Genomic DNA, 22,843 nt, shown 5'->3' with positions numbered 1-22,843 from the left:
TTTGTCCGCAAGGATCTGTTGAATTTCCATTTTGATCTTCACCACCTTCAGAACCAGAACCTGTACCTGTACCATGATTGGTATAAGAACCAGCATCTGAGTAATTTGGATTAGTACCACCTGTGCCATTGTAAATAATACCTCCTCCTCCCGAAGGATTTTGATAATTATTGTTTACTACAACTTCTTTTAATTGTATACCTGTATCTGTAGTTCCTCCCCATCTACATCACATTCTATTCCGGCAGGACAGGCGACTTGATTTGAAGGGGCTTTACCTGTAGTTTGTTTGTTTTTAAGGGCTAAGGTAAGAACACCATTTTCAATAAGTCTATTGTTTTCGAACTTAGCAGTTTTTACAAAACCCTTTTTTAAATCCCACCCTACTATATAGCCATTAAAAGAAGGACTATTAATTGATGAATTATCTGCATCTGGATATATTTCAAAGACCATTGCTTCGTAATTGTTTTCGGATACTTTATAAATATACAATTTTTGTTCCCAAAGCTCTGTTTGATCTTTTTTTACTTCAATTATAGGAACTATAATTGTTTGTGTTCCATCTTTTGAATTTGTAATTTCTGCATCATTCCAATTGTAATTTAAGTTCTTAAGTAAAGCAAAATTTTCACCTTTTGCTTCATAGTTTTTAAACCATACTTTGGCAGATTGCATAATTTTAGCATCTGTCTGCCCTACATCATTGTCATCTTTTTGACACTTGATAGAAGTAGCAAGAATTAAAAAGACAATCATAAATCTTGCGGCATTCTTAATTTTTCTTCTCATATTTTGGCATTTAAAGGTTAATATTCTATGCAACTATTTAGGATTATAGATGCAATTATAATGATAAAATATAAGAAAAAGATTATTTTTATAGTTTTATTTGTTAAATAATGTAATATTTATTTTATAAATTTATTTGATTCAGATAAAATAATGCGAGAAGTCTAGGAAAGAAGTATAGGTATCTTACTAAATACTTTTGTTTTGATATTTTGATATCAATTGGAAATCATCAGTACGAATAAAAAAGGGAATTTTAAAGATGAATGTCATTTTACAATTTAGGCGATAATAATAGGCGCCTTAGATGTTATTAAAATATCAATTGGAAAAAGAAATTCTATCGCAAGAGGCAAAAATTCTTTCACGATAAACAAAAAGCCCGATTTCTAAACGAATCGGGCTTTTGTATTAAATGGCAGGAATTGCTTTTTCAAGTTACTTTTCTTGAGTTATTTGTGTCAATTTTAATTTCTGCAGAGCAATATCATTCTTCTATGTTTTTATCTTTTTTTTGAAGTTCTTGAGAAAATGAGGTTGTTGTTATTCTGTTTTCGAAAAACAACGAAACAAGTCGGCTAGATTGTTTCGCGTGGAACTTGTAATGGCTGAAAGAAATATTTAAGTCAATTCCAAATTTGATTCAATCAGAAAAAGGCAAAAAAAAATCCTGTTCGAAAGAACAGGATTAAAAGTATTTTATAGGTTTTCTACCAGAATCCAAGCTTGTGGATTTTCGCCTTTTTGTATTTCTTTTTGAGCTTGTTCAGCTTCTTTCATTGTAGCATAACTTCCGTACAAAACAGGAAATAAACCGTGCTTGTTTTCTTTGAGCATTCTCGCTTTGAAACCATCTTTAATTAGTTGGTTATAAGCTTTTCTAGCATTTTGCTCACTTCTAAACGCGCCTGCCATAATGTGATAGGGCATTGTTGGTTCAACAGTTTCGACAGCAGCAGAATCTACAGAAAGAGTTACAGCTGGAAGCGGACTTTTGATAAAGAAAGTTGCTTCTTGAATTTTGTTTTGTACTTTTTTCTGAACAGCTTGTTCTACAACAAGTGTTTGATTGTCAATTTGATTTTGGTACAAAGGATAACCAATGCTTCCTGTAATTCCAAGTCCTAAAACAAGAATTGCAGCATAACGTAAGAATCGATTTGAAGATTTGGTTTCTTCCTCATTTTCGTATAATAAAGTGGCATCTTTTTCTTTTGCTGCAATCTTTTCGATTTTTTTCTCGAAAACCTCTTTTTTCACCATCGGAGAAACAAAAGGACTTAATCCAAAAGAAGTCGCCAAATAATTGGTCTGATCGTTCGGTCTGAAAATTATATTGCTTTCTGAATTTAAACGTAATTCTCCAATATTTTTTAAAAGGATTACGCCACCTTCTTCCAAAGTTTTTTTCCAATTTAAAACCTCAAAAGCAATTGCGCTAACTGCAAAACCGTAAGATGTTTTTTCAGCTTGAGCAATATGATTTGCTAACAAACCATCGTTATTTTTGATACGACTGTTGAAAGAAATGGTTTTTTTTGGAGGAAAAAACGAATTAGTGCTTTCATTCAGCTGCGCTGAGTGAGTTTCGGTTAAAAATGCACCAAATCCTGGAACCGTTACACACTGATAACGATACAATAACTGTGAGATATATACTTCGATTTTCATACTAACAAAGTTATGCATCGTGTATAGTTATCAAAATTTTATTCACAATTTTTATTAACAATTCAGAATTATTTTTATACAATTCGTTTTCAAATATTTAGCTCTTTAGTTTCTGTCTGTGGGTTTCGTTTTAGAAAAATTAGATTATATTTTAACAAGAAATAACTTTGTTTTAATGATATTTGCGATTCAAAAAATCAAAATTATTTTTTCTATTTTACATAATGTTTTAAAAAGATGACCGATCAGGATTTATTTAGTTTACTTGCCTTGTTGAAAGTTGATGGAGTGGGTGATATTTTAGGCAAAAAACTGCTCCACTCTTTTGGATCGGCTTCAGACATTTTTAAAGCCAAAAATTCTCAGCTGGCGGCCGTTGACGGTATTGGATCTGTTTTGTTGAAGAATTTAAAGGACAAAACAATATTTGAAAGGGCGGAGAAAGAATTATTGTTCATTAAAAACAATACAATTCAGGTTTCTTTTTTTCAAGATGAAAGCTATCCAGAAAGACTTAAACATTGTTTTGATGCTCCAATTTTACTTTTTACAGCAGGAAACATAGATCTTAAAAACAGAAAAATAATTAGTATTGTTGGCACTAGACAAATCACTTCTTACGGAACCGATTTCTGCAAAAAGTTGATTGAAGAAATAGCTCCGTTAGATCCAGTAATTGTGAGCGGGTTTGCGTATGGTGTTGATATTGTTGCACATCAAGCGGCTATAGATTATAATTTGCAAACAATTGGCGTCTTGGCTCATGGCTTGAATCAAATTTATCCCCGAACGCATAAAAAATACATGGCTAAAATGGAGGAGAATGGTGGATTTATAACAGAGTTTTGGAGTGATTCAAATCCCGATAAAGAAAAATTTGTTCGTAGAAACCGTATTGTTGCTGGTATGACTGAAGCAACAATTGTAATTGAATCTGCCGATAGAGGAGGATCTTTGATTACTGCAAATATGGCAAATGAGTACAATCGTGATGTTTTTGCTGTGCCCGGGAGAGTCACCGATAAATACAGTCAAGGTTGTAATAATTTGATTAAAACTCAGAAAGCGAACGTACTGACAAGTGCAGCAGATTTAATCTATATGCTAAATTGGGATATTAAAGAAAATCCCAAAAGCATTCAGAAACAGCTTTTTGTAGAATTAGATGCTGATGAACAAAAGATTTACGATTTTCTTCAAAAGGCTGGAAAAGAATTATTAGACATCATTGCAATAGAATGTGAAATTCCAATTTTCAAACTTTCTGGAATTCTGATTAATATGGAATTAAAAGGTGTTATACGGCCACTTCCTGGAAAACTTTTTGAATCAATTTAACGCAGAAAATCTTATATTTATTTTTTTGTAAAATGTTTGTACAATCGGTATAAAATATAGATCATCAATAATCCAAAAACGATGTTTAGGATTTGAAATACATACGGTGGAACATTATAATCTTCAATATACTTATCCATCTTTGTTTTTTTAAATGATTAATATACTTAAAGTTACAAAAAGTAAAAAGAACTTTAAAAGAAAAACGCTGACCATTTTAAAATGATCAGCGTTTTTTAAAAAACATTGTTTTGAAATTAAGATTTAGGATAATATTTAGAAATTTCAATAGAAAAAAGAACGCTTGTTATCTTCCATTTTCCATTAATCTTAACTAATTGCCAGTATTCTTCACCCCAATTTGTCATCGAATCTTCTGACCAAAAACTGTAATCGAATGTAACACTGGCAATAACATCGTCATTTTGAATAATTATCTTTTCAAACTTTTCCTCACTTTTTTTGCTTTGCAGAATAGATTGAATAAAGCTACTGTATGTGCCAGTAAAATAATTTTTTATGATTGTTGGCTTAGCTTCGAGTCTTTTGGCTTGACTTTTTTCTTTGATTACACCAATCCAATTCACGGTTTCTTTAAAAAACAAACTATTAAAAGTTATAGAATCTTTTTTTGCGATACTTTGCATAAATGCATTTAGTATTTGATGTATTTCTTCTTGATCTTTTAATGTTTGTTGAGCAAAAGTAAAGTTTAAAGAAATGAATGATAATAAAATTGTAATTACTGTTTTCATGTTTTTAAGATTTAATTTTTAGCACATAATTTTTAATTTTTGAAGAAGGTTTTTCTACTAAATATTTAATAAATAAGCTGATTATAATGCAGTTTATAAAACAGCTGAGCAGAGCGATTTGTCCTTCGTTATCAATATTTAATTTTTGCAGAACTATTTGAGTTAAGTGAATAATTCCTTTGTGTGTGAGATAGATAGAAAAGGAAAGTGATGCGAGTTGAGTCGATAAAATCGATTTTGAATGGTATAAAAAGCAAGATTTTGAAATGGCAGACATTACAATCAATCCATAGCCAATTGAAACAGTTGTAAATCCAACCGTTGATGCTAATTGTGAAATTTGATTACTGCAAATCCAAAATGAAAATCCAACAATTATTAACCCAATTAAGAATAATTGATTGCCATATGAATTAACGAAATTTTTGAAACGCTTGGAATATTCATAGAAAAATGCAATACCAATTCCAATTATTAAACCATCTAATCTGGTGTATGTTGGGTAATAAATTTTCATATACCAGATTCTCCATAAATCTGAGCTATTTAGGTTTGGAACTATTAGCAACTGCCATGAAATAATTCTTAAAGACAAAGTGAATAACAAGAGAAAAAGCAGAAAATATTTGATGTAGGATACTTTTTTGAATTTTAAAAATAACAGAAGAATTATGGGAAAAATTAAATAAAATTGCTCTTCTATGCATAAAGACCAAGCATGAGAAAATGTTCCAAAATGGAGAAGATCAAGTCCGATGTTTTGAGTAAAAGTGATAAACTTCCAAAATGGAGGCAGAGCTTCTTTTTCTCTAAAAAAAGGAAAAGTAAAATAAAGAAACAGGGTTAAAGCATAAGCCGGAATGATTCTGAAAAAGCGTTTGATATAAAACTCTTTGAAGCGAATGTTGCTTGAGAATTTAAGTTGTTCAAAAAGCTGTTTTGAAATGAGAAACCCGCTAAGAACAAAAAATAAATCCACACCAGTCCAGCCAAATTGCCCATATTTATCAACCCAATCTGGATGTTGAAACATGCGATAATGATATAATAGAACCATTAAAATTGCTAAAGAGCGCAAATGATCTAGGCCAAGAAATTTTTCAGATGTTTGAGAATTCATTCGTTTTTTTCGGCAAAACTATAGCGAATTTTTTCAGGTTTTTTAATGGTATTTGTAAAGTCAGTTTTGATGTTTGAATAACTTAAATTCATATTTCAATGACATTATTTGCAGTTCATCATCAAAATTAAGCTGTTTACAATCAACTTATAAAAAATGAACCCCAATTACCTATTTTTGAAGCATGATAAAGAGTAATTTACACTATAACGTGAAGCAAAGTGTTGTCTTTCAGATTTGTTTTTGGCTTCTTTTTTTTTTAATTGGCGAAGCCAAAATTTATGCTGAATATGAGCATCCGCTTTTTTCTATGATCATTCCGTATGATTTGAGTCATTTGATTTTTCAAATATTATGTTCCAATTTTATTTATTTCATTTTAATAAAAAAGATGTTCTATAAAAAGCATTATTTTTTATTTGTTATTTCAATAATTGCCTGTATTTATTTATTTTCTGTTTTAAATAGAATTTTTGCGATTTATGTCGCCGAACCTTTTTTTATAAATGAACCTCAAGACAATTTAATAAGTATTTTGACAGATTTGAGTTATTTGTTCTGCTATTACGTAGTTCCAATCGTGACGGCTTGTTTTGTTTTTGTTTCAGTAGCATTTATGTTTGATTTAAGGAACGAAAAACAATATTCGGTACAAATACTCAAAGAAAAGGCAGAATTGGAATTAAACGCCTTAAAAACGCAATTAAATCCACATTTTTTATTCAACACGCTAAATAATATTTATTCGCTTTCAATTATTGATTCTGATAAAACATCTGAGTCGATAAGCCGTCTTTCAAATATTTTGGATTATATCTTGTATAAAGGCCAGAAAAAATTAATTCAGATTTCTGATGAATTGAAAGTAATTCATGATTATGCCGAATTAGAAAAACTGAGATATGATTCTAGGTTAGAACTTAAAATTACGGAGGAAATTAGTGCTTTAAATCTTGTTCCGCCTTTATTGTTTTTATCTTTAGTAGAAAATGCTTTTAAGCATGGAGCAGGAAGCATTTCCGGAAATATTTTTATTTCAATTTTAATTAAAACGGATGCCGAAAAAACGATTTTTAAGATTGAGAATTCTTTTGTTCCGAAAGAAAATAACAATGAAAAAAGTTTAGGCTTAAAGATAATTCAGGAACAATTAAAGATTATTTACGGAGGTCGAAGTTCCAATTTAATTCAAAATCAAGACAATCTCTTTAGTGTAGAAATAATAATTCCAGCAAATGAAAATTAATTGTATTATAGTTGATGATGAACCACTTGCAGTTAAACTTTTAGAAAATCATATTTCTAAAATAGAAGAATTGCATTTGGTTGGCACCGCTGGAAATGCTTTAGAGGCTTACAAATTGACAAAGTCTAAAACCGTTGACTTGGTTTTTTTAGATATTCAAATGCCAGATTTAACTGGAATAGATTTTTTGAAATCATTAAAAAACAGACCCAAAACTATATTTACAACCGCATACAGAGAATTTGCAATAGAAGGCTTTGAACTTGAAGCGGTTGATTATATATTGAAACCAATAACATTCGAACGCTTTTTTAAAGCTGTTGAGCGTGTTTTAAGGGAAAATACTGAAAGTAAAGAAGATGAATTTATATTGTTGAAATCAAAAGGACTTCAATATAAAATTTTACTCAAAATGATTTTATTTTTTGAAAGTCAGGCCAATGACATCAAAGTGGTTTTAAAAGAAGGAAAAACAATCATTGCAAAATATAAAATAAGTGATTTGGAGGTTTTAGAATCGAAAGGTTTTTTGCGTGTTCACCGTTCTTTTTTAGTTAATTTAAAAGAAGTTAAAGCCTTTGGCAATACGGAGTTAATAATCGAAAATTATGCAATTCCAATTGGCAGAAGTTATAAGCAAAACTATGAAAAGTTTAAAAGCCGTTTTTGAAATTAAATTTTAAAAAAAACCTAACAGATTTAAAATTCTGTTAGGTTTTATAAATTATTTTTGAAATCCTAAAACCTCTCTAACTTTTGTTAGAACACCATCGGCAATTACAGAAGCTTTTGCAGCGCCTTTTTTCAATAAAGCGTCAACTTCTTCAAGGTTGTTGATGTAGTAATTATATTTTTCTCTTTCTGTTTTGAATTTTTCAGTAATCAATTCAAACAAAGCTTGTTTCGCATGACCATAACCATAATTTCCGCCTAAATAGTTTGCTCTCATTTGTGCAGTTTGCTCTTCATTTGCTAATAAAGAATAAATAGCAAAAGCGTTGCAAGTATCTGGATTTTTTGGTGCTTCAAGAGGTGTACTATCAGTTTCAATACTCATAACTTGTTTACGTAAAGTCTTATCATCCAAGAATATATTGATAATATTATTTGCAGATTTACTCATTTTTCCTCCGTTAGTTCCAGGAATAAGCATAATGTTTTCTTCAATTTTTGCTTCAGGAAGAACAAATGTTTCACCCATTTGGTGATTGAAACGAGCCGCGACGTCGCGAGTAATTTCTAAATGCTGCAACTGATCTTTTCCAACAGGAACAAATTCAGCATCATATAATAGAATATCGGCAGCCATTAACATCGGATACGTGAAAAGTCCCGCGTTAACATCGTCCAAACGATCAGCTTTATCTTTGAAAGAATGCGCTAATGTTAATCTTTGAAACGGAAAAAAACAGCTTAAATACCAAGTCAATTCTGTAGTTTGAACCACATCAGATTGTCTGTAGAAAGTAACTTTTTCAGGATTTAAACCACATGCAAGCCAGGCCGCAGCTGTGCTATAAGTGTTTTCTCTTAAAGTTTTTCCATCTTTAATTTGAGTGATTGAATGCAAATCGGCGATAAACAAATAAGATTCATTTGTTGGGTCGTTTGATAACTCGATTGCCGGAATAATTGCTCCTAATAAATTTCCTAAATGCGGTGTTCCTGTGCTTTGAACACCAGTAAGTATTTTTGCCATTCTCGTTTTTTCTGAAATGCAAATGTCGTGATGTTTTTTTTAACTACAAAGTTTGTAGTTTTTTAACGCAAAGAGCGCAAAGGGTTTTCGCAAAGTAAAGAAGTTTTAATTCTTTAAGAAATTGCTTTGCAATAAGTCCGCAAAGCTTTGTTTATAAAACATAAGAAAATATTTATAAATTTAACGTTTTTTAATTATGATAGAAAACGAAATATCAAATATTGTAATTGGACTAGCCATTGAAATTCATAAAAAACTTGGACCTGGATTATTGGAAAATGTTTATAAAGAATGTTTGTTTTATAAAATTAAGCAACGTGGACTTTTTGTTGAAAAAGAAAAATCTTTGCCGTTAGTTTTTGAAGAAGTTAAGCTAGATTGTGGATACCGCATTGATATACTTGCGGAAAACAAATTGTTAATCGAGATAAAAAGTGTGGAATCTCTTACTGTTAATCATTTAGCACAAACATTAACCTATTTAAGACTGGGAAATTTTAAACTTGGCTTACTCATAAATTTCAATGAAATTCTTTTAAAAAATGGTATTAGAAGAGTCGTTAACAATTTATAGATAGGGCTTTGCGAACTTATCGCAAAATAAACCTTCACAATAATCATTTCAAAAACTTTGCGAAAATCCTTTGCGTTCTTTGCGTTAAAATAAGCGATAACTAAGAAAAAATCTTTATAATATTCATTTCTGTTTTCTTACTTTTGAAGCTATGAAAATATTTAAAATTGCTTTTTGGATTCTTTGGAGAGTTTGGTTTTATGTTTTGATGGCCATTCCAATACTCATTATGTTCCCTTTTCTGGTCGTTTCTATTCTTTCTGAGAAAGGATATCCGTATTTCTTTAAAATGGCTCGCATTTGGGCTAAATTTATCCTTTTCGGAATGGGTTTCTTTTATACCGTAAAACGGGAACAGAAGCTTATTAAAGGCAAAAGTTACATGATCGTGGCCAATCATACCTCTATGACCGATATTATGCTTACGTTGGCTATAATTAAAAATCCTTTTGTTTTTGTTGGAAAGAAGGAGCTCGTAAAGATTCCGCTTTTTGGATTTTTCTACAAGAGAACATGTATTTTGGTTGATAGAAGTTCTTCTAAAAGTAAAAATGAAGTTTTTAAAAGAGCTCAGAGTAGATTAAATCAAGGTCTAAGTATTTGCATTTTCCCAGAAGGGGGAGTTCCAGATGATGAGAGTATTTTGTTGGACGAGTTTAAAGACGGTGCATTTAGATTGGCGATCGATCATCAGATTCCGATTGTGCCGATTGTTTATCCAGATAATAAAGAGCGTTTTTCATATACTTTTTTGAGTGGAAGTCCAGGAAAGATGCGCGCTAGAATTTTACCTTTCGTAGAAACAAAAGAATTGACAAGCGACAACAGAAAAGAATTACGAGATCAAGTTAGGAATATGATTTATAATGGTTTAATGGATTATCAAAAGGAATAACCATAAAAACATTATGTAAAATACAAAAGCCGGTAGACTTAATCAGTCTACCGGCTTTTCTTTGAATTAAAAACCCCCTATTTTTATTCAAAAGTTTATTATCTGTGAATTATTTTTTCTGAAATAAAACGCAGTACTTTTTTAAATCTTAATTTGGTTTTTCTTCGGTTTTTATTGTACAACAATTCTATTTTTTCTTTCATGGTTAAAAATATTAATGGTTGATAATAAATAGTTTAACTAAAAACTCAAGTTAATGCCATATTATTATGATGAAGAAAAACTAAAAAGGTTGCGTGTAAAATTTAAAAAAAAATAAAAAATTGATAAAACCCGCTAGATGAAGAAAGCTAACGGGTTTTTACTCAAATAACCAACCAAAGTAAATTCTAAAAAAATACCAATATTGATATATGGCAGTATCAATGGTACACTGTTTTTTTTTAATAGATGAAGATTTTGTAGAATGGTTGCGTCAAAATTTCATCTTATTTTTAAAAACAAAAAAACCGAGAGATCATAAAAATCTTCTCGGCTTTTTAATAGTCTTTTTTTGACTTATTTTTTAGGCATTTGCCAATTCTTTTATGTGTTCTTTAATTTTAATTTCCAGTTCTTCAGCAAGTTCTGGATTATCTTTAATTAAAGTTTTAACTGCATCACGACCTTGACCTAGTTTTGTATCGCCGTAGCTGAACCAAGATCCTGCTTTTTTAACGATATCAAATTCAACAGCTAAATCTAAGATTTCACCCGTTTTAGAAACTCCTTCTCCGTACATAATGTCAAATTCGGCAGTTTTAAAAGGTGGTGCTACTTTGTTTTTAACAATTTTAACTTTAGTTCTGTTACCAATTACATTTTCACCGTCTTTAATTTGTGCAGAACGACGAATATCTAAACGTACAGAAGCGTAAAATTTAAGTGCGTTACCTCCAGTTGTAGTTTCTGGATTTCCGAACATAACACCAATTTTTTCACGAAGCTGGTTGATAAAGAAAACGGTACAATTTGTTTTACTGATAGTTCCAGTAAGTTTTCTTAAAGCTTGAGACATTAAACGTGCGTGAAGCCCCATTTTAGAATCTCCCATTTCGCCTTCAATTTCACTTTTTGGTGTTAAGGCTGCAACAGAGTCAATTACAACAATGTCTATAGCTCCAGAACGAATTAAGTTTTCGGCAATTTCTAAAGCCTGCTCTCCGTTATCTGGTTGAGAAATGATTAAGTTCTCGATATCAACATTTAATTTTTCAGCATAATTTCTATCAAATGCGTGCTCAGCATCGATAAAGGCAGCAATACCGCCTGCTTTTTGAGCTTCTGCAATCGCGTGAAGCGTCAAAGTTGTTTTTCCAGAAGATTCTGGACCGTATATTTCGATGATTCTTCCTTTTGGATATCCATTAACACCAAGAGCTAAGTCAACACCTAATGAACCAGAAGAAATCGTTTCTACTTCTACAATGGCTCTGTCGCCCATTTTCATTACGGTTCCTTTTCCGTAGGTTTTGTCAAGTTTATCAAGCGTTAATTGTAGCGCTTTTAATTTGGCTTCTTTGTCTGAACTCATTTTTTTCTAAATATCTAAAATTATTATTTTGTCTTTCTGGATAAAAATAGGAAAATTCTCCTATAATTTTATTGATCAGTTTTATAATTTGTAAAATTACTTCTTTTTTTGAAGTTTGATTGTTCCAAATTGTCACAAAATCAGTCTATAAAAATAAAGCCTTTAATTCTGTAGCGTCAGATGGTTTTATTTTGCCTGCAAGCAATAAACTCAATTGTTTACGACGAAGCGCGGCATCAAAACGTTGGATTTCTAGTTCGGTTTCTGGAATAATTGCTGGTACTTCAACAGGTCTTCCAGTGTCGTCTACAGCAACAAAAGTGTAGATAGCTTCATTGGCTTTTGTTCTATTTCCAGATTCGCGGTCTTCTACCCAAACGTCAATAAAAACTTCCATCGAACTTTTAAAAGATCTTGAAACTTTAGCCTCTACGGTTACAACGCTTCCAAGCGAAATTGCTCTGTTAAAAGCAACGTGATTTACAGAAGCCGTTACTACAATTCGGCGTGAATGTCTGCGAGCTGCAATACTTGCTGCGCGATCCATTCTGGCTAATAATTCGCCGCCGAAAAGATTGTTTAAAGGATTTGTTTCGCTCGGTAAAACTAAATCAGTTAAAATAGTTAGAGATTCTGAAGGATGTTTTGGATTCATTTTTTGAATAATAAATTTTGTTTTTCAGCCACAGATTTCACGGATTAAAATGATTAAAAAAATCTGTGAAAATCTGTGAAATCTGTGGCTAACTTTTTAATAATTGAAACTGATTAATTCAACCAGTAAACAGCCATTACAGCTGGTATAAAATATATAACAATGGTTCTCGCACCATCGTAATCTTTTGCAAGTCTTTGTCCGAAAAGCATCATTAACAAACAAATACATGAAAATATAGCTCCGTAAAAACCAAATTCTCTTCCGTTATTTGTGAATAATTGAATACCACCAACAACGCACAAGATTCCTGAAATCAATTCTAAAATTAGTAAATGTAAAAGAGCTAACGGAACTTGATTTTTTAATGGAGTTTTGGCAAAATGCTCTTTAAGCCAAGCTACATTATCTTTCCAATAAAAAATTTTTTCGTAACCTGATTGTAAAAAAGTTAAAGCTAGAAAAGCTAAAAGTAGAATTGAGGCAACATTGTTCATTATGAATTATTTTTTATGAATTAAACGAGTCAACTTGATTGATAAATCGGTGAGGATTATTTTCGCATTTCCATTTCTTTCAATATGATACATGGCATCTGAAAGTTCTTTGAATATTTCGTGAATGTTATTTCCGTTTACGAATGGAGCAAAATTTTCCAATTTAAATTTATCCACTTTCGGTTCAATGTAAACTAAACTTTGTGCTTGGTAATTTAACATCAAGGCTTGTCGGAACATTTCGATACAGTATTGAATAAATTTTTTCTGACTTTCGCGTCCTAGCGCAGCAATCTGTTCACTCCAAGAAATTAAATCTTGAATAGCCGCAGCATTTCCTTTTGCTCTAAAAGCGGCGCGAACCCAATTGACAAACCATTGCTCGAATGGAAGATCGTCATCATCTTCTTTTAATAAGTGAAGTGCTTTATTAAAATTTCCTTGTGCTTGGTGGGCAATTTTTTTGGCTAGATTCGAATCTATATTTTCTTGTGCAACCAAAGCCTCAGCGATTACTTTTTCTGGAAGTCCATTAAAGTGAATTACCTGGCAACGTGAACGTATGGTTTGGATAATATCTTCTTCATTTTCAGAAATCAGAATAAACATTGTTTTGTCTGATGGTTCTTCTAAAAGTTTTAAGAGTTTATTTGATGCTGCAATATTCATTTTATCTGCCATCCAGATAATCATGATTTTATAGCCGCCTTCGTAAGATTTTAGCGAAAGTGATTTTAAAACTTCCTGTGCATCTTCTACACGAATTTCTCCTTGTTTGTTTTGAACCCCCAAAATTTTATACCAATCGAATAAACCTCCGTATGGCATTTCTTGGATAAAACCGCGCCAATCCTGAATGAAATCTAAACTTTTAGGTTTTGTCTTTACATCTTCGGTGGTAACAGTTGGATAAATAAAATGCAGATCGGGATGAGATATGTTATCAAACTTTAGATTACAAGAATCGTTTCCGTTTGAATTTTCGTCGCCAGTATTGTTGCACAAAATGTATTGGGCATAAGCAATGGCGGTAATTAATGTACCACTTCCTTCCGGACCAACGAATAATTGTGCATGGGGAATTCTACCAGAAGCAGCACTTTTTATCAAGTGGCTTTTGATATAATCTTGACCTAAAATTTGAGAAAATTGCATTGGGCAAAGATAGAAGAAAATGTGTAGTCAAAAATTTTAGAGATAAGATTATTTCGTAGTTATAATTTTCAAATTTAGAAATCGAATTTTGAAAATTTTTCTCGTCACTTTCGACAGAATTTTGTTAATAAATATCTTCAAGTTAGTAAATATCAAGATGTTTTTGTTAATATTTTTTTCCGAAAATCGTCAAACGAAGGTTTTTTTTGGTTATTTATAGAGTCAAAATCTTATTTTTTATAGTTAATATCTTACGGATTTTTAATTAACATTTTTAACAAAAAGCCCGTTAAAACGCACATTTTCTCGACATAACACTAGTTTTTAAGGTTTTTTTAAGATATTTTTTTGAAAAAAAAATCCATTACAGTTGTAATTTAAGTTAATTTCTATATTTTTGTTTTTATCAACAACCAATTATAAAATAAGAATCTATGAAAGGGAAAATTATTCTATTTAGTGCTTTTTTTATCTTAACTACTGCGGCTGTTTCAGCACAAGCTAAAAACGCACCGAGAAGTATTATCAGTACAACTGCTCTTATCCGAAAATACCATGATCAAAAAGAATTGAGTGGTATGCAAAAGGGTGAACTTTTGGAATTATACATCGAGCGTATTAAAGTATTAGTTAAAACTCTCCCTTACATTGCTTTGGTTACAAAACCAGGTGTTACTATGGCAGACTTAGGTATTCCAGACGATAACGAACACAAAAAAGTTTTAGATGCTCAGGCAGTTGGTACAACAACTTTCTTGGATACTACGGTAGATTTTCAAAGAAAAATGATGCCTTACTCTGATAAAGGAAATCTAATCGCTGCAATCTTATTCTACGAAAGTACATTGAAATCATTACACGAGTTCAACGATTTGAACGAAATGTAATAAAGCATTTTTTAAAATCTTTTTTGAGAAAGTCTAAGTGAATACCAGCTAGGCATTCTTAAAAAACAAAATAAAAAAACAACTCATTCTCGAGGGTCCTGAAAAACTTCAGAAAACTCGAGAGGAGTTTTTGCATTTACGTATACCCAAATTTATTATTAACCGTAATACCCCCCTTATCATGAAAAAAATTACTCAATTGATCTGCGTTCTTTTGACAGTAGCGAGTATGAATGCTCAACAAGAGAAAGGAATTATGGGCTACACCAATTGGTTAAACAACTGGACTGAGTTTAAGCCTAATAAAGTTGATTATGGAGAAGCAAACCAAATTTTGGCAGGAAATATTTCTGTTAATACCAAATTGCTAAAAAGAAACATCTACGTTCTACAAGGAAACGTTTATGTTACAAACAATGCTGTTTTAACAATCGAACCAGGAACTGTAATTATTGGTGATTTCGAAACAAAAGGAACATTGGTAGTTACAAAAGGTGCTCAATTAGTAGCTGATGGTTTAGAAACAGATCCAATTGTATTTACTTCAAACCGCAGTATGAAAAAAGCTGGTGATTGGGGTGGAATTGTAATTCTTGGAGATGCACCGATTAACAAATTCGGAAATGTAGGTTCTTATAACCTTGATCTTGATCCTTCAATGACTACTTACGGAGGAGACAATGTAGCTTCAAACTCAGGAATTTTAAGATTCGTTAGAATTGAATTTGCTGGTAAAAAAGTAAAAGGAGCTGATACTTTTAACGGTTTGACTCTTGCTGGTGTTGGAAGCAAAACAGTTCTTGAAAACATTATGGTAAGTTATGCTGGAGGAGACTCTTTCGGAATCTTAGGTGGTGACTTAAATGCTACAAAATTCGTATCTTATAAATCAGTTAACGACGACTTTAAATTTTCTCAAGGAGTTCAATGTCGTTTCTTCAACTCTTTAGCAGTTAGATCTTCTTACTTCTCTAGTACTAAAGATGGATCTCGTTGTATGGAGGTTAAATCTTATGAGAAGAAAAGTGAAACAGATTTCACTAAAAAACAAACTTTAGTTGTTGCAAGTAATATTACAATGGTTAACGACAGTGAAAACATTAAAGCTGATATTCAAGCAGGTTTAGTAAAAGAAGCTGTTTATGTAGCAGAAAATGCTTCTCTTGAAATGAAAAGAAGTGTAATCTCTGGATTTAACCCTGCTGTATTATTAGATAGCAAAACTGAAATCAATGATGCCAACCTTAAAAAAATCAAATTTGAGGAAATGTATTTCAACTTATGTAATGGAAACATCTTTACAGAATACAATTCTAACAATGAAGATTTAGAAAGCTGGTATGGAAACAGTGTTTTCTTTAACGTGATGTCACAAAGTGACAACAAAGAAACATTCATTGACATCTTCAATCCTAAAAAGCCAGATTTCAGATTACAATTAGGAAAAATCACAGCTTCTAGCGGTAATAGATAAATAGTTTCGATTTTTATTTCCCACGCGTAAATTTTATTAATTAAGTCCCCAGACACAATTTATGTATCGTCTTACGGGCCCAAATAAAGATCAAGACATAATGGTATCTACGAAAAAATATTTTTTATATATAATATTTTTGGTTTCGCCTATATCGTTAACTCTATATGCACAGAATACAGCAGAAAAACCTACTGAGGCTGCTGATTCTGAGTGTGTGTTAACTATGGCTTTTAATAACCAAAACAACAATACTAATGCTGTTGAAAACGGCAATTTTAATCAGTTTATAGTAGGGATGTCCACCCCCAAGGACAGCCTTACTATAGCGGCTGAGTCAAATACTGTATCTAACGATTGTGAAGAGATTTCATCGGTTGCGGCTACTTCAATTCTAGCAAAAGAAGTAATTGAAAACTACAAATATGATTTCTCAGAAACATTTATAGATATCTTGTTTTTTGAGCGTATAGATCTAGCAAGAACACGCACTATATGATTCAAAAAATTACTTTATCTTTTTTTAAAGTTTTACTATTATTCAGCATAATCCTTTTTACTGAATCGAATACTTATGCGCAATCATCAATATCTCCTCAACAACTACCTTTTAAAGATATTTGTGCTGGAGATATTGTTAATGGCGCTAAATACAATGAATATCTAGCAACTTTTTCATATTTAAATTTTGCTTCAAATGTTACTTTTTCTGTTCAATTGTCTGATGAGTTTGGTAGTTTTACCAATCCAACAGCTACTACTACTCTAGATGTTATTCAATTATCAGGTACAGAGCAAACCATTAAATTCGCAATTCCTACGACACTAAAAGGTTCTAATACTTACAGTTTAAGAATAGTAAGTAGTAACGGAATTAATAGTCCTAGAGCACAAAATTTTTCAGGGTCATATTCTTTTTCAGTTTTCTACAAAGATTATGTGTCTTCGTTTTTAATAAATCAAAATAGAAATACTGCCACTTTCTGTTCTGGAGGCAGTTTTACTTTGTCAGTTGATAATCTTACTCCTGAAGTGCCAGAATCATCACCTGCAAACTATTCGAATATTAAATACAAATGGTACAAGGATGATGTTCTAATTTCAGGACAAAATTCGTCTTCTTTAGTAGTAAATGCTGCAGGCGTTTATTATGCAGAACTTGATTATGGCCAATGTTCGAATGTGAATTTCAGTTCAAATAGAGTTACAGTTTCTTCATCATCTTCTGGGTCTGCAATTACAATAAACTCATCTTTAGGAAATCCTTTTTGTGCCAGTGGTTCAGGAACGATTTTAACTGCTACATCTGGTAACAGTTATCAATGGAAAAAAGATGGTGCAGCCATAGCAGGAGCTACTAATCGTACCTATAGCACTAACGAGTCTGGTGTTTATTCTGTAGACGTAGATTTTGGCGGTTGTATAGCAACAGGAAGCATCGATTTGAAAAGCAATAGTTTCAACGCAAGTATTGACGCTCAAGACGGATATAAATTAAATGAAGGCGAGACTATAACAGTTACTATAACTACAGACGCAACAAATCCGACTTATGAGTGGTATTTGAACGGCAACTTAATTCCTAATGAAACATCGCCATCATATGTGGTAGCTGTTAAAGGTATTTATAAAGCAAAAATTGCTCAGGCATCTGGATGTGTTGCTAGTAAAGAATTTTCATTCAAAATAAATGGTGATTCTGCATCATCAAGTGTTATTCCGAACATTATTAAGTTAAGCGGAATGAATCCTTATTGGAATATTCCAGATGAGTATAAAAATGCAAACACAAAGGTAATGATCATTAGTTCAAACGGAGAGATGGTTTTGGATGTAGTGAATTACCAAGGCGATTGGCCTCAAAACAATATAGATTTTAAGAATGTAAATCCCGTTTATTACTATGTCATTCAATCCGACACAGGTGAAAAAAAAGGATCAATAACTGTTATAAAATAATATGAAGAAACTTTTACTATTCATCACTTTATTTTACGGTTTATCAAATGTACTCTATTCTCAAAGCGCTAGCGAGGATGGAGTTGTTTCGTTTTCATTACCTATCAGAAATTCTTTAAAGTTTAATAGATATATAATTAACCCAACATTCAGCTTTGTTAGAGAATCAAATCCATATGTAAGTTTCTATAACAAAAGGCAATGGGTTCAATTTGAGAATAACCCACAAACGTATTTTGCTACTTATTCAGGACGTTTTAGAGAAAACGAAGCATTTGCTGTTGGTCTATTTCAACAAAATTATGGTCTTATGACTGTTTTTGGAGGAATTGCCAATTTCGCTCATAATATCGTTCTGGAAGAAGATAGTAATTTGACTTTTGGTTTAAATGCGGGAATTTATCAAAGCGGTCTTAATACAGGAAAAATTATATCAGATGATTCAAGTATTCTAACTGGAGATTTTCCAAAAAGTACTCTTTTAACGGTAAATCCAGGGATTAACTATGGTACTACTTTTTTTGATTTCGGAGTAGCGATTAACAATTTAGTGCTTTACAATTTTGGATCAGGAATGGTAAAAGAAGATCCAGAAAGAGCGATTCAATTGCACGCCATGTACACGGGATACATTGACAGTTATGGTTTTTTTGACAGAAGTAAATTTTCTGGAATTGTTAGAACAGAAATTAAAAAAGATAAAACAGTTATTTCAGGTCTAGGAATGCTAGCACTTCAGCAAGGAGTTTGGGCACAATTAGGCTATAATACATTGTATGGAGTTTCTGCAGGACTTGGGGTTAATATTTCTCCAAGCATTGCTATTGAATACAATTACGAAAGAGGAATGGGCAATTTCTCTAATTTGGGCGGTTCTCATGAATTTGCTATTGCCTACAAATTCAAAAATAGAAATTACTATTACGGAGATGACGATGAAGGTTCTCTAATTGATCCTTCAAAACCAAAACCAGTTCCAGCTAAACCAAAATCTCAAGCAACTCAAGTTAATAGAACTGAAATTGCTGAAAAGAACAGATTAGCTGCTGAAGAAAAAGCAAAAGCCGATGCAGAAGCAAAACAAGCAAGATTGGCAGCAGCCGAGAAAGTTAGAGCAGATGCTGAAGCTGCAGCAAAAGCAAAATTAGAAGCAGACAATAAAGCTAAAGCAGATGCTGAAGCTGTTAAAATAAGATTAGCTGCTGAGGCAAAAGCAAAAGCCGATGCCGCAGCTGCTGCGAGAGCACAAACTGTAACGGCAAACAGAGCTGTTGCTACAACACAAAAAACACAAGCTCAATTGGCTGCTGATAAAGCAAGAGCTGATGCAGAAGAGCGCAGATTAAAATTAGCTGCAGATAACAAAGCGAGAGTAGATGCTGCGGCAGCTGCGAGAGCACAAGCAGTGGCAAATAAGCCAACAGCAACAGCAGCACAGAAAACACAAGCTCAGTTAGCTGCCGATAAAGCAAAAGCAGATGCAGAGGCAATGAAGTTAAAATTGGCTGCAGATGCCAAAGCGAAAGCTGATGCAGAAGCTGCGGCTAAAGCAAAAGCAGAAGCTGCAAAACCAGCTTCGGCACCGCAAAAAACAGCTGCCCAATTAGCTGCAGATAAAGCACAAGCTGACGCAGAGGCAATGAAATTGAAATTGGCAGCAGATGCGAAAGCTAAAGCGGATGCAGAAGCAGCTGCGAAAGCAAAAGCAGAAGCCGCAAAAGTGGCAGCTCCAGCGCCGCAGAAAACAGCTGCACAATTGGCTGCTGACAAAGCAAGAGCTGATGCAGAAGCTGCAGCAAAAGCAAGATTAGCTGCTGCTGAAAAAGTGAAAGCTGATGCAGAAGCTGCAAGACAAGCTAGATTGGCCGCAGCAGAAAAAGCTAAGGCAGATGCAGAGGCTGCAAGATTAAAATTAATAGCAGACAATAAAGCGAAAGCCGATGCTGCAGAAGCAAAACGTAAAGCTGACGCAAAAGCAAAAGCAGAAGCAGCAGACATGCAGTCAATATTAGCGGCAGATGCTAAAGCAAAAGCAGATTCAGATGCATTGCAAGCGAGATTGGCGGCAGATGCTAAAGCAAAAGCAGCTGCAGAGGCTAAGACTAAAACGTCTATCGATGCTGCAAATAGAGCTAAAGCAGCAGCAGATTTAAAAGCAAAACTTGCTGAGGAAGCTGCTCTTAAAGAAAAAGCAGCTGCAGACGCAAAAGCAAAAGCAGATGAAGAGGCAAGACAAGCGCTTATAGCCGCAGAAGCAAAAGCAAAAGCTGATGCAGAAGCACTAAAAATAAAACAAGCTGAAGAAGCACGCCAAGCACAATTAGATGCTGAAGCAAAAGCAAAAGCCGATGCAGAAGCACTTCAAGCTAAACTTGTTGCAGATGCCAAAGCGAAAGCTGATGCAGAGGCAGCGGCAAAAGCAAAATTAGAAGCTGAAGCGAAAGCTAAAGCTGATACAGAAGCAGAAAAAGTGAGATTGGCAGCGGAAGCAAAAGCACAAGCTGATGCAGAAGCAGAGAAGGCAAGATTGGCTGCAGATGCCAAAGCAAAAGCAGATATGGAGGCTTTACAAGCTAAATTAATTGCTGACGCTAGAGTGAAGGCTGATGCAGAAGCTACAGCGAAAGCAAAAGCTGAAGCAGAAGCGAAAAAATTACAAGAGGAAGAAGATGCACGTCAAGCGAAATTGGCTGCAGACGCAAAAGCAAAAGCTGATGCAGAAGCAGAGAAAGCAAGAGTAGCGGCAGAAGCGAAAGCAAAAGCTGACGCTGAAGCAGAAAAAACAAGATTAGCCGCAGAAGCAAAGGCAAAAGCCGATGCAGAAGCATTACAAGCTAAACAAGCTGCTGAAGAAAAAGTAAGAGTAGAAGAAGAAGCTCGTCAGGCGAAATTAGCAGCAGATGCGAAAGCTAAAGCTGATGCTGAAGCAGAGAAAGCTAGATTGGCGGCAGAAGCAAAAGCAAAAGCCGATGCAGAAGCATTACAAGCTAAACAAGTTGCTGAAGAAAAAGCTAGAGTGGAAGAAGAAGCTCGTCAAGCGAAATTAGCAGCAGATGCGAAAGCAAAAGCTGATGCAGAAGCCCTTCAAGCGAAACTTGCTGCAGACGCGAAAGCAAAAGCAGATATGGAAGCTCTTCAAGCAAAATTATTAGCTGATGCAAAAGTAAAAGCCGATGCAGAAGCAACAGCCAAAGCGAAGGCAGAAGCAGAAGCTAAAAAATTACAAGAAGAGGAAGATGCACGTCAAGCGAAATTGGCAGCAGATGCAAAAGCAAAAGCCGATGCAGAAGCATTAAAAGCACAACAAGTTGCTGAAGAAAAAGCTAGAGCAGAAGAACAAACTCGTCAAGCGAAATTAGCGGCAGATGCAAAAGCAAAAGCTGATGCAGAAGCTCTTCAAGCGAAACTTGCTGCAGACGCCAAAGCAAAAGCAGATATGGAAGCTCTTCAAGCTAAACTTCTAGCGGACGCGAAAGCAAAAGCCGATGCAGAAGCGACAGAAAAATTAAAGGCTGAAGAAGAAACTAGGCTGTTAAGAGAAGAAGAGGAGCGTCAGGCAAAATTAGCAGCAGATAAAGCTAAGGCAGATGCGGCAGCAGCAGCACTAGCAGCGAAAGCGAAAGATGATACTGGAAAAGCTATTGAAAACTTGACTCAGTCTGTTGAAAGTACAAGTAAAGTACAAACAGATTTATTAGATCAGTTTAAAGCTACTGTTGCGAATAAGCAAAAAGACTTGAACGATTTAAAAGAAGAGAACGATTTAAGTGAAAAGGGTATTTATAAAGAGCCAAAACCATTCAAAAGTGTAGCGGCAGAAAACAGCCAAATTGAAGCATTGAAAGTTCAGATTGCTGATGCAAATGCTAGCATGAAAAATGAGATTGCGAAACTTACAAATCTTTACAACGATAGGCTTAAAAAGTTCCCTAAAGATGATCCTTTGAATAAAGCTTATCTTGAAAAGATAAACGAATTAAAAGCGGCTCAGTTGAAAATGGAAAGTGAAGGAGCAGCTTTAATTGCCGATTTAGAGCGTATTAAAACAGGAACTGAAATTGAGCGTAAACGTAGAATTAAACGTGCAGCTTATGAGAATGATGAAGGAAGATATGCACAAGATATTGCCGCTCTTAAACGAATAAAAGAGACAACAAAAGTAAGTAGCACGCCATTAAAAGCAAATGATTTTGATTTTGGTGAAGAGCAGTCAAATATGCAGATTATTAAAAATATTAAAAACTCTGATAGCGGATATTATTTGATTCTTGCAGTACACAACAGTGTTGAGAAACGAGATGAGTTTTTAATTAAAGCAGTAGCCGCAGGACTTACAGATGTGAATTTCTTTTATAATGTGACAACAAGTAAGTATTACATCTATTATGAAAAATACGACGGTTTACAAGAAGCGACAAAGGCATTGGAAGCAAAAGGGAACAAGCCATACAACGGTAGAATGGCTGTCGTAAAAGTCGAGAATTAGTAAAAGCACTAGTCTCTCTTAAAATGGGAAGAGAGACTTTGAAATAAATGTTATCAAATACAAATTT

The 22,843-nt window shown here is 33.3% G+C and carries 20 protein-coding genes; 10 read left to right on the top strand and 10 right to left on the bottom strand.

The window, feature by feature from the left end; translation table 11 throughout:
• Positions 1-189: 189 nt before the first annotated feature.
• Positions 190-792 (bottom strand): hypothetical protein, encoded by a 603-nt coding sequence (locus AC1Q5Z_RS09300; RefSeq protein WP_492444476.1) that lies wholly within the window; start codon positions 790-792, stop codon positions 190-192.
• Between the two features lie 699 nt (positions 793-1,491).
• Positions 1,492-2,463 (bottom strand): HU domain-containing protein, encoded by a 972-nt coding sequence (locus AC1Q5Z_RS09295; protein WP_198855082.1) that lies wholly within the window; start codon positions 2,461-2,463, stop codon positions 1,492-1,494.
• 237 nt (positions 2,464-2,700) lie between these two features.
• Between AC1Q5Z_RS09295 and dprA the strand changes: the two genes are divergently transcribed.
• The gene (gene dprA / locus AC1Q5Z_RS09290; protein WP_492444475.1) at positions 2,701-3,801 is read left to right on the top strand and encodes a DNA-processing protein DprA; all 1,101 of its coding nucleotides are present in this window, start codon (positions 2,701-2,703) and stop codon (positions 3,799-3,801) included.
• 17 nt (positions 3,802-3,818) lie between these two features.
• Here the strand turns inward: dprA and AC1Q5Z_RS09285 are convergent, their stop codons facing one another.
• From AC1Q5Z_RS09285 to AC1Q5Z_RS09275, 3 genes are all read right to left on the bottom strand, one after another.
• Entirely contained in the window at positions 3,819-3,941 is a 123-nt protein-coding gene (locus tag AC1Q5Z_RS09285) for a hypothetical protein (protein ID WP_492444473.1), read from the bottom strand.
• Positions 3,942-4,058: 117 nt separating this feature from the next.
• Positions 4,059-4,556, bottom strand: a complete 498-nt coding sequence (locus AC1Q5Z_RS09280; protein ID WP_492444472.1) for a hypothetical protein — start codon at positions 4,554-4,556, stop codon at positions 4,059-4,061.
• Positions 4,557-4,560: 4 nt separating this feature from the next.
• Complete coding sequence (locus tag AC1Q5Z_RS09275; RefSeq protein ID WP_492444470.1) at positions 4,561-5,676, bottom strand: acyltransferase family protein; 1,116 nt, start codon at positions 5,674-5,676, stop codon at positions 4,561-4,563.
• A gap of 391 nt (positions 5,677-6,067) precedes the next feature.
• Between AC1Q5Z_RS09275 and AC1Q5Z_RS09270 the strand changes: the two genes are divergently transcribed.
• Positions 6,068-6,922: a sensor histidine kinase gene (locus AC1Q5Z_RS09270; protein ID WP_492444468.1), complete on the top strand. Its 855-nt coding sequence runs from the start codon at positions 6,068-6,070 to the stop codon at positions 6,920-6,922.
• Positions 6,912-7,592: a LytR/AlgR family response regulator transcription factor gene (locus tag AC1Q5Z_RS09265; protein WP_492444467.1), complete on the top strand. Its 681-nt coding sequence runs from the start codon at positions 6,912-6,914 to the stop codon at positions 7,590-7,592. The genes AC1Q5Z_RS09270 and AC1Q5Z_RS09265 overlap by 11 nt, the downstream gene beginning before the upstream one ends.
• A gap of 54 nt (positions 7,593-7,646) precedes the next feature.
• Here the strand turns inward: AC1Q5Z_RS09265 and trpS are convergent, their stop codons facing one another.
• Positions 7,647-8,621 carry a tryptophan--tRNA ligase gene (gene trpS, locus AC1Q5Z_RS09260; RefSeq protein ID WP_492444465.1) on the bottom strand — a complete coding sequence of 325 codons (975 nt, stop codon included), beginning with the start codon at positions 8,619-8,621 and terminating at the stop codon, positions 7,647-7,649.
• Between the two features lie 196 nt (positions 8,622-8,817).
• On the opposite strand from trpS, the gene AC1Q5Z_RS09255 reads away from it, so the two are divergent.
• Together AC1Q5Z_RS09255 and AC1Q5Z_RS09250 are read left to right on the top strand one after the other, a co-directional pair.
• Complete coding sequence (locus AC1Q5Z_RS09255; RefSeq protein WP_343584618.1) at positions 8,818-9,195, top strand: GxxExxY protein; 378 nt, start codon at positions 8,818-8,820, stop codon at positions 9,193-9,195.
• Positions 9,196-9,346: 151 nt separating this feature from the next.
• Positions 9,347-10,090, top strand: a complete 744-nt coding sequence (locus AC1Q5Z_RS09250) for a lysophospholipid acyltransferase family protein (RefSeq protein WP_343584620.1) — start codon at positions 9,347-9,349, stop codon at positions 10,088-10,090.
• A 565-nt stretch (positions 10,091-10,655) separates the two neighbouring features.
• Here the strand turns inward: AC1Q5Z_RS09250 and recA are convergent.
• The 4 genes from recA to AC1Q5Z_RS09230 all read right to left on the bottom strand — a co-directional run bounded on the left by recA (position 10,656) and on the right by AC1Q5Z_RS09230 (position 13,970).
• Positions 10,656-11,663, bottom strand: coding sequence for a recombinase RecA (recA, locus tag AC1Q5Z_RS09245; RefSeq protein WP_125718440.1), 1,008 nt, complete (start codon positions 11,661-11,663; stop codon positions 10,656-10,658).
• Between the two features lie 145 nt (positions 11,664-11,808).
• Complete coding sequence (locus AC1Q5Z_RS09240; protein WP_095930181.1) at positions 11,809-12,318, bottom strand: acyl-CoA thioesterase; 510 nt, start codon at positions 12,316-12,318, stop codon at positions 11,809-11,811.
• Between the two features lie 113 nt (positions 12,319-12,431).
• Positions 12,432-12,815 carry a DoxX family protein gene (locus AC1Q5Z_RS09235; RefSeq protein ID WP_095930182.1) on the bottom strand — a complete coding sequence of 128 codons (384 nt, stop codon included), beginning with the start codon at positions 12,813-12,815 and terminating at the stop codon, positions 12,432-12,434.
• 6 nt (positions 12,816-12,821) lie between these two features.
• Entirely contained in the window at positions 12,822-13,970 is a 1,149-nt protein-coding gene (locus AC1Q5Z_RS09230) for a DNA polymerase III subunit (protein WP_286972031.1), read from the bottom strand.
• Between the two features lie 434 nt (positions 13,971-14,404).
• On the opposite strand from AC1Q5Z_RS09230, the gene AC1Q5Z_RS09225 reads away from it, so the two are divergent.
• The 5 genes from AC1Q5Z_RS09225 to AC1Q5Z_RS09205 all read left to right on the top strand — a co-directional run bounded on the left by AC1Q5Z_RS09225 (position 14,405) and on the right by AC1Q5Z_RS09205 (position 22,776).
• Entirely contained in the window at positions 14,405-14,857 is a 453-nt protein-coding gene (locus AC1Q5Z_RS09225) for a hypothetical protein (RefSeq protein ID WP_198855090.1), read from the top strand.
• 181 nt (positions 14,858-15,038) lie between these two features.
• The gene (locus AC1Q5Z_RS09220; protein ID WP_198855091.1) at positions 15,039-16,331 is read left to right on the top strand and encodes a beta-helix domain-containing protein; all 1,293 of its coding nucleotides are present in this window, start codon (positions 15,039-15,041) and stop codon (positions 16,329-16,331) included.
• A gap of 100 nt (positions 16,332-16,431) precedes the next feature.
• Positions 16,432-16,830 carry a hypothetical protein gene (locus tag AC1Q5Z_RS09215; RefSeq protein WP_233074026.1) on the top strand — a complete coding sequence of 133 codons (399 nt, stop codon included), beginning with the start codon at positions 16,432-16,434 and terminating at the stop codon, positions 16,828-16,830.
• Complete coding sequence (gene sprC, locus AC1Q5Z_RS09210) at positions 16,827-18,290, top strand: gliding motility protein SprC (protein ID WP_278020021.1); 1,464 nt, start codon at positions 16,827-16,829, stop codon at positions 18,288-18,290. The genes AC1Q5Z_RS09215 and sprC overlap by 4 nt, the downstream gene beginning before the upstream one ends.
• A gap of 1 nt (position 18,291) precedes the next feature.
• A complete protein-coding gene (locus AC1Q5Z_RS09205; protein ID WP_492444460.1) occupies positions 18,292-22,776 on the top strand; it encodes a PorP/SprF family type IX secretion system membrane protein in 4,485 nt (1,494 codons plus the stop codon).
• The last annotated feature ends 67 nt before the right edge of the window (positions 22,777-22,843 follow it).

The sequence above is a fragment of the Flavobacterium sp. GW823-FHT06G12 genome, assembly GCF_058794775.1.
Note: the sequence above shows the minus strand (reverse complement) of the source record. Positions and strands in the feature narration are given on the sequence as shown.